Source organism: Desertihabitans aurantiacus (assembly GCF_003344635.1).
Classification (GTDB): Bacteria; Actinomycetota; Actinomycetes; order Propionibacteriales; family Propionibacteriaceae; genus Desertihabitans; species Desertihabitans aurantiacus.
Genome location: NZ_QPKK01000244.1, coordinates 1 through 5855, shown reverse-complemented (window position 1 = coordinate 5855; position 5855 = coordinate 1). Strand labels below are relative to the sequence as shown.

Sequence of the window (5855 nt, the reverse complement as noted above, 5' to 3'; positions counted from 1 at the left end):
CCTGGCCGCCTGCGCGCCCGGGGTGAGCGCCGCCCCCAGCCCGAGCTCGGCACCGGCCACCCCGGTGGTGCGCAGCAGCAGCCCGACGCCCTCCGACCCGGCCCCGACGCCGTCCTCGGCCCCGACGCCGACACCGAGCGCCACCCCCAGCCCCACCCCGACGCCGACGCCGACGCCGACGCCCACCGCCGAGCCGGTGCTCAGCCCCGGCGACACCGGGGACAAGGTGCGCGAGCTGCAGTCGCGGCTCAAGCAGATCGAGTGGTTCTCGGGCAAGATCACCGACACCTACGGCGACTCCACCCGCGCGGCGGTGGACGGGTTCCAGGACAAGCGCGAGCTCGAGGTCACCGGCGTGGTCGACGAGAAGACCTGGGCGGCCCTGGTCGACATGACCCGCACCCCGACCGACGACGAGATGCACAACCGGCTCACCCCCGGCCCCGCGCTGTACGAGAAGGGGTCGCAGGGCGATGAGGTCCGCGAGGTGCAGGCGCGCCTGAAGCAGATCGGCTGGTTCTCCGGTGAGGTCACCGACTTCTACGGCGACACCACCGCCGCCTCGGTCAAGGGCTTCCAGGAGAAGCGCGAGCTGCCGGTCACCGGTGAGGTCGACCAGCGCACCCTCAGCTCGCTGGAGGGCATGACCCGCGAGCCCACGAAGGCCGAGCTCACCAACGAGAAGCCGAAGAAGAAGGACAAGAAGGACGGCGGCTCCGACGCCGAGGCCGCCGGCTGGGACGACCGCTGCCTGACCGGCCGCGCGCTGTGCATCTCCAAGCAGACCAGCCAGATGGCCTGGATCATCGACGGCGAGGTGCAGTCCACCTTCGACGTCCGCTTCGGCTCGGAGCGGACGCCGACCCGCGAGGGCTCCTTCGTGGTCGGCTGGAAGTCCCGCGACCACGTCTCCACCATCTACGACACCCCGATGCCCTACGCGATGTTCTTCGACGGCGGGCAGGCGGTGCACTACTCGGCCGACTTCGCCGCCCGCGGCTACAACGGCGCCTCCCACGGCTGCGTCAACGTCCGTGACAAGGCCGGCATCAAGGCGCTCTTCGACCAGGTGGACGTCTACGACAAGGTGATCGTCTACTCGTGACGTGCGCCGCTGGCCGGCCCTCCCGGGTCGCGGTGGTCTCGGACTACTCCTTCGACACCCTCGGCGGAGCCGAGACCGCGATGTTCGAGCAGGCCCGCGCCCTGGCCGCCGAGCTCGACGTGACGGTACTCGCGCCACGCAGCAGCCGGATGCCCGAGCTGGCCGGTGAGCACCAGGTGCGGGTGGTCGGGGTGCCCGCGCAGGGACGGCTGTCCGTGCTCGGGATGCCGCTGCTCCGGAACACCCCTGAGCTGCGTACCCGGTTGCGCCGGCTGCTGGTGCGCCGCGAGGTCGAGGTGGTGCACCTGCACTCGGAGTTCGGTCTGGCCGCCGCCGCCACGGCCGCCGCGCACGACCTCGGCATCCCCGTCGTGCAGACGGTGCACACCTTCTTCTGGCAGACCACCTGGCCGGTACAGCAGCTGCTGCGGTGGGGCGCGCCCGCGTTCCACTCCCTGCTCACCGGGCTGCGGCCGACCCGCGTCCGGCTGGACGAGCGGCCCGGCGACTCCGCGATGCGCAACATGACCCTCACCCAGGCCCGCACCGTGGAACGGGTGGTCTCGCCCTCGGCGCACCAGGCCGCCGCGCTGCGGGCGGCCGGGCTGGAGCGGGTGGACGTCGTGCCCAACACGCTGTCGGTGCCCGCCGCGGTGAGCGAACCACTGACCTGCGTGGACGGGCCGCTGCGGGTGGTGTGGGTCGGACGGGTGGTGCCGGAGAAGCGTCCGCTGCCCCTGGTGCGGGCCGCGCTGGCGGCGGTCGAGCAGCTCGGACCAGGTCGGCTGCACCTGACCCTGGTCGGTGACGGCGAGCAGCTGGCGGAAGCCCGGGCCCTGGTCGGGGACCACCCCGAGGTCGAGCTGGTCGGCCGCACCACCCACGCCCGGGCGCTCGAGCTCATCGCCGGCGCCCACCTCTGCGCCCTCACCTCGGTCGGCTGGGACAACCAGCCGATGACGGTGGTGGAGGCGGTCAGCAGCCTGCGCGGCGTCCTCTACTGCGATCCCCGGCTGACCGAGGGCCTGCGGTCGGCGGGGATCCTCGCCGACGGCGCGGACGAGGCCGCGCTGACCCGGCTGCTGGTCGAGCTGGCCGACGACCCGGCCCGGGTGGTGGCCGCCTCCCGGGGCGCCCTGACCGACCGCCGCGAGTTCGCCCCGGACGTCTTCCGGCACCGGATCGGCGACGTCTACACCGCCGCCGCGGCGAGCCTGCGGTGAACGCCAGGTGACGTCGCTGCGACCGCGGACCGAACATGCACCCCGGCCTCGCGACCATGGTTGTTTCAGGGTCCTGAGGCCCTGATCCGGCGCGGACCGGCTGATAACTTCCACAGCATTCGGGAGTTCTCGCACCGGGGAGGCGACATCGTGTGGACCGCAGTAGCGATCGGCCTCGGGCTGGTGGCCGCCGTCTGCTTCGCCCTCGCCGCCGCGCAGCAGCACCACGCCGTCGGGCGCCACGTCGAGCGCACCGACAACGACCGGCACCTGAGCCTGCGGCACTTCCTCGGGCTGATGCGCACCCCACGGTGGCTGTCCGGCGTCGGGTTCGGTGCGCTGGGTGCGCTGCTGCACGTCAACGCCCTGCGGCTGGCCCCGGTCTCGGTGGTGCAGCCGGTGGGGGTGATGGCCGTCCCGCTCAGCGTGCTGCTGACCGCCCGGCGCACCCGGGTGCGTCCGCCGGCGAAGGTGTGGGCGGGGGTGGCGGCCACGCTGGTCGGCGTGCTCGGGTTCGTCCTGCTGACCGCCGGCAACGCGGGCAGCGAGGTGCCCCGGTTCAGCCACGTGCTCGTGGTCAGCGGGGTCGTCGCCGTCCTCTGCCTGTCCCTCGTCGCCGCCGCCACCCGGGCCCCCGGACGCTGGCCCACCCTGCTGTGGGCGAGCGCCGGCGCCTGCGCCTTCGGTCTGGCCTCGGCCTACGTCAAGGCCCTCTTCCTCATCCTCGGTGCCGGCACGCCGCTGACCTCGCCGCAGGTGTGGGGGACGGCCCTGGTGATGGGGCTGGCCTTCGCGCTGGGGGGCTGGATGACCCAGCACGGCTACCTGGCCGGGTCGCCGGAGGTGGTGGTCGGCGCGCTGACCGTGACCGACCCGGTGGTCGCCGTCCTGATCGGTCTGTTCCTGCTGGGCGAGGGTGGCTTCGCGCTGCCGGTCCTGGCGGGGATGCTCGTCTCCGGACTGGTGGCCATCGCCGGTGTCGTCGTCCTCTCCAGCCACCACCCCGAGGTGGCCAAGCACCGTCCGCTCGTCGAGTCGAACCGGAGCACGTCGTGAAGATCCTCATCGCCGCCGACACCTACGCCCCCCAGATCAACGGGGCGGCCCGCTTCACCGAGCGGCTCGCCGAGGGGCTGGCCCGGCGCGGCCACGACGTCCACGTCGCCGCGCCCTCACCGGACGGCCGTCCGGCCCGGCAGCGGGTGCGGGGCGTCACCGTGCACCACGTGCGCTCCTACCGCTACCCGCGCTACGAGCGGTTCCGGCTGGGTGGGCCGTGGCGGACCGCGGCCCAGCCGCTGGTCGACGAGCTGCGTCCGGAGGTGGTGCACATCCAGGCCCACTTCACCGTCTGCCGGGCCTTCGCGGCCGCCGCCGTCCACCGCGGCATCCCGGTGGTCGGCACCAACCACCTGATGATCGACAACGTCTTCGACCACCTGCCGGTGCCGGGGTTCGCCCGCGGGTGGGTGACGCGCACCGTCTGGCGTGACATCGGCCGGGTGTTCGGCCAGGCCTCCGTCGTCACCACCCCCACCCCGAGCGCGGTGGAGCTGCTCACCGAGGCCACCGGGCTGCAGGCGCTGGCGGTCTCCTGCGGGATCGACAACCACAGCTTCGCCGCGGCGAGCCGCCGGTGGGCCCCGGCCAAGGAGGCCGCGGACTGGGTGCCGACGGTGCTCTTCGTGGGCCGGCTCGACCCGGAGAAGCGGGTGGACGAGCTGCTGCGGGCCTTCGCCCAGCTGCCCGCCGACGTCCCGGCCCGGCTCGAGGTGGTCGGGCACGGCTCCTGCGGCGCCCAGCTGCGGGCGATGGCCGAGCGGCTCGGCGTGACCGACCGGATCACCTTCCACGGTGTGGTCACCGACGAGGAGCTGGTCGAGGCCTACGGCCGGGCCGACGTGTTCTGCATGCCCGGGGTGGCCGAGCTGCAGTCGATCGTCACCCTGGAGGCGATGGCGGCCGGACGTCCGGTGGTGGCGGCCGACGCGATGGCGCTGCCGCACCTGGTGCGGCCGGGACGCAACGGCTACCTCTACACCCCCGGCGACGTGGCCGAGCTGTCGGGCCACCTGCACCGGCTGCTCGCCGACCCGGCGCTGCGGGCGCGGATGGGTCGGGCGAGCGAGACGATCGTGGCCGGGCACACCCTGGACGCCACGCTGGCCCGCTTCGAGGACATCTACTGCCAGGTGACCCGTGGCAGGATCGTGCGTCTGCGGCGCGCTGCCTGAGCGCCGACCGCCCGACCGCCTCCGAGACAAGGACCTGCCAGCGTGTTCGAACGTGTCGTCGACTGGGTCGTCAGCCTGATGACGGTGATCGGCGCCCCCGGCGTCGGTATGGCCATCCTGCTGGAGAACGTCTTCCCGCCGATCCCGAGCGAGGTGGTGCTGCCGCTGGCCGGGTTCACCGCCCAGCAGGGCAACTTCAGCGTGGTCGCGGCCCTGCTCTGGGCCACCGCCGGCTCGCTGGTGGGAGCCTGGCTGCTGTACGCGCTGGGCGCCGCCTTCGGTGAGCGGCGGCTGGCCGCGATCGCGGACAAGATCCCGCTGACCGAGGCCGGCGACGTGCACCGCGCCACCGCCTGGTTCGACCGCCACGGCGCCCGCGCGATCTTCCTCGGCCGGCTGGTCCCGGGGGTGCGCAGCCTGATCTCGATCCCGGCCGGGGTGGACCGGATGAACCCGCTCACCTTCACCCTCTACACCCTCCTCGGCAGCGCCCTGTGGAACAGCCTGCTGATCGGCGCGGGCTACCTGCTCGGCACCCGTTGGCACCTGGTCGAGCAGTACATGGGCGTGATCTCCCGGGTGGTCTACGTCATCCTGGTGGCGCTGCTGGTCTACCTGGTGTGGTGGCTGATCCGCCGCCAGCGCCGGGCCGCGACCGCCGCCAAGGGCCTCCCTCAGGACGAGCAGGACTGATCCCCGGCGCCGTCCACAGGGCGGATCCGTCGTCCACAACCGGGCCGGGTGACCGGCAGCCGCGCCCGTCCCGGCACACCTGGCGGGCATGACCTCTGACTCGCCACCGACCGACCGCGTCCTGCCGACCGCGCCACCGACCATCCGCGCCGGCGACCCGTCCGACGTGCTGGGCGTCATCCCGTACCTGGTCGGGTTCCTGCCCGCCGACGACCTGGTGGTCGTGCTGCTGGCCGACCGGTGCGTGGTGGTGACCGCCCGGATGGACCTGGCCTCCGTGCCCGACTGCGGCGAGCTGGCGCAGCAGGTGGAGGACCTGGCCGACCTGCACGGGGCCGACGCCGCCGTGGTGGTGGCCTACTGCGCCGACCCCGAGCCGGTCGCCGCGCTGTTCGAGGGTCTGCCCGAGCGGCTCGACGGCGTCCGCCTGGTCGACCTGCTGCACGTCGACGGGCGGCGCTGGTGGTCGTGGCTGTGCCGCGCGGGCTGCTGCCCGCCGGAGGGTCGGCCCTACGACGTGGCCTCGAGCCGGACGGCGGCCGCGGCCGTCTTCGCCGGTCTGACCACCCTGCCCTCGCGCGACAGCCTGGCCGAGCTGGT

7 protein-coding genes are annotated in these 5855 nt (G+C 73.6%); 6 read left to right on the top strand and 1 reads right to left on the bottom strand.

The genetic code is table 11. The features are described from left to right. A partial coding sequence (locus DVA66_RS21725; protein WP_232822015.1) for a hypothetical protein occupies nt 1-216 on the bottom strand: 216 nt, incomplete at its 3' end. Here DVA66_RS21725 and DVA66_RS16235 point away from each other — a divergent pair. From DVA66_RS16235 to DVA66_RS16210, 6 genes are all read left to right on the top strand, one after another. Then, nucleotides 197-1105, top strand: a complete 909-nt coding sequence (locus DVA66_RS16235) for a L,D-transpeptidase family protein (protein ID WP_232822014.1) — start codon at nt 197-199, stop codon at nt 1103-1105. The two genes, DVA66_RS21725 and DVA66_RS16235, sit on opposite strands and share 20 nt — an antisense overlap. Next, complete coding sequence (locus DVA66_RS16230) at nt 1102-2328, top strand: glycosyltransferase family 4 protein (protein WP_114561008.1); 1227 nt, start codon at nt 1102-1104, stop codon at nt 2326-2328. The genes DVA66_RS16235 and DVA66_RS16230 overlap by 4 nt, the downstream gene beginning before the upstream one ends. Before the next feature lie 150 nt (nt 2329-2478). Beyond that, on the top strand, nt 2479-3384 hold the full coding sequence (locus DVA66_RS16225; RefSeq protein ID WP_157974065.1) for a DMT family protein: 906 nt from the start codon (nt 2479-2481) through the stop codon (nt 3382-3384). Next, nucleotides 3381-4562, top strand: coding sequence for a glycosyltransferase (locus DVA66_RS16220; RefSeq protein WP_198671850.1), 1182 nt, complete (start codon nt 3381-3383; stop codon nt 4560-4562). Before DVA66_RS16225 ends, DVA66_RS16220 begins: the two co-directional genes overlap by 4 nt. 42 nt (nt 4563-4604) lie before the next feature. Beyond that, nucleotides 4605-5255 (top strand): DedA family protein, encoded by a 651-nt coding sequence (locus tag DVA66_RS16215; RefSeq protein ID WP_232822013.1) that lies wholly within the window; start codon nt 4605-4607, stop codon nt 5253-5255. An 88-nt stretch (nt 5256-5343) separates the two neighbouring features. Continuing rightward, nucleotides 5344-5855 (top strand): DUF4192 domain-containing protein (locus DVA66_RS16210; protein WP_114561006.1); only part of this gene is annotated, 512 nt, incomplete at its 3' end.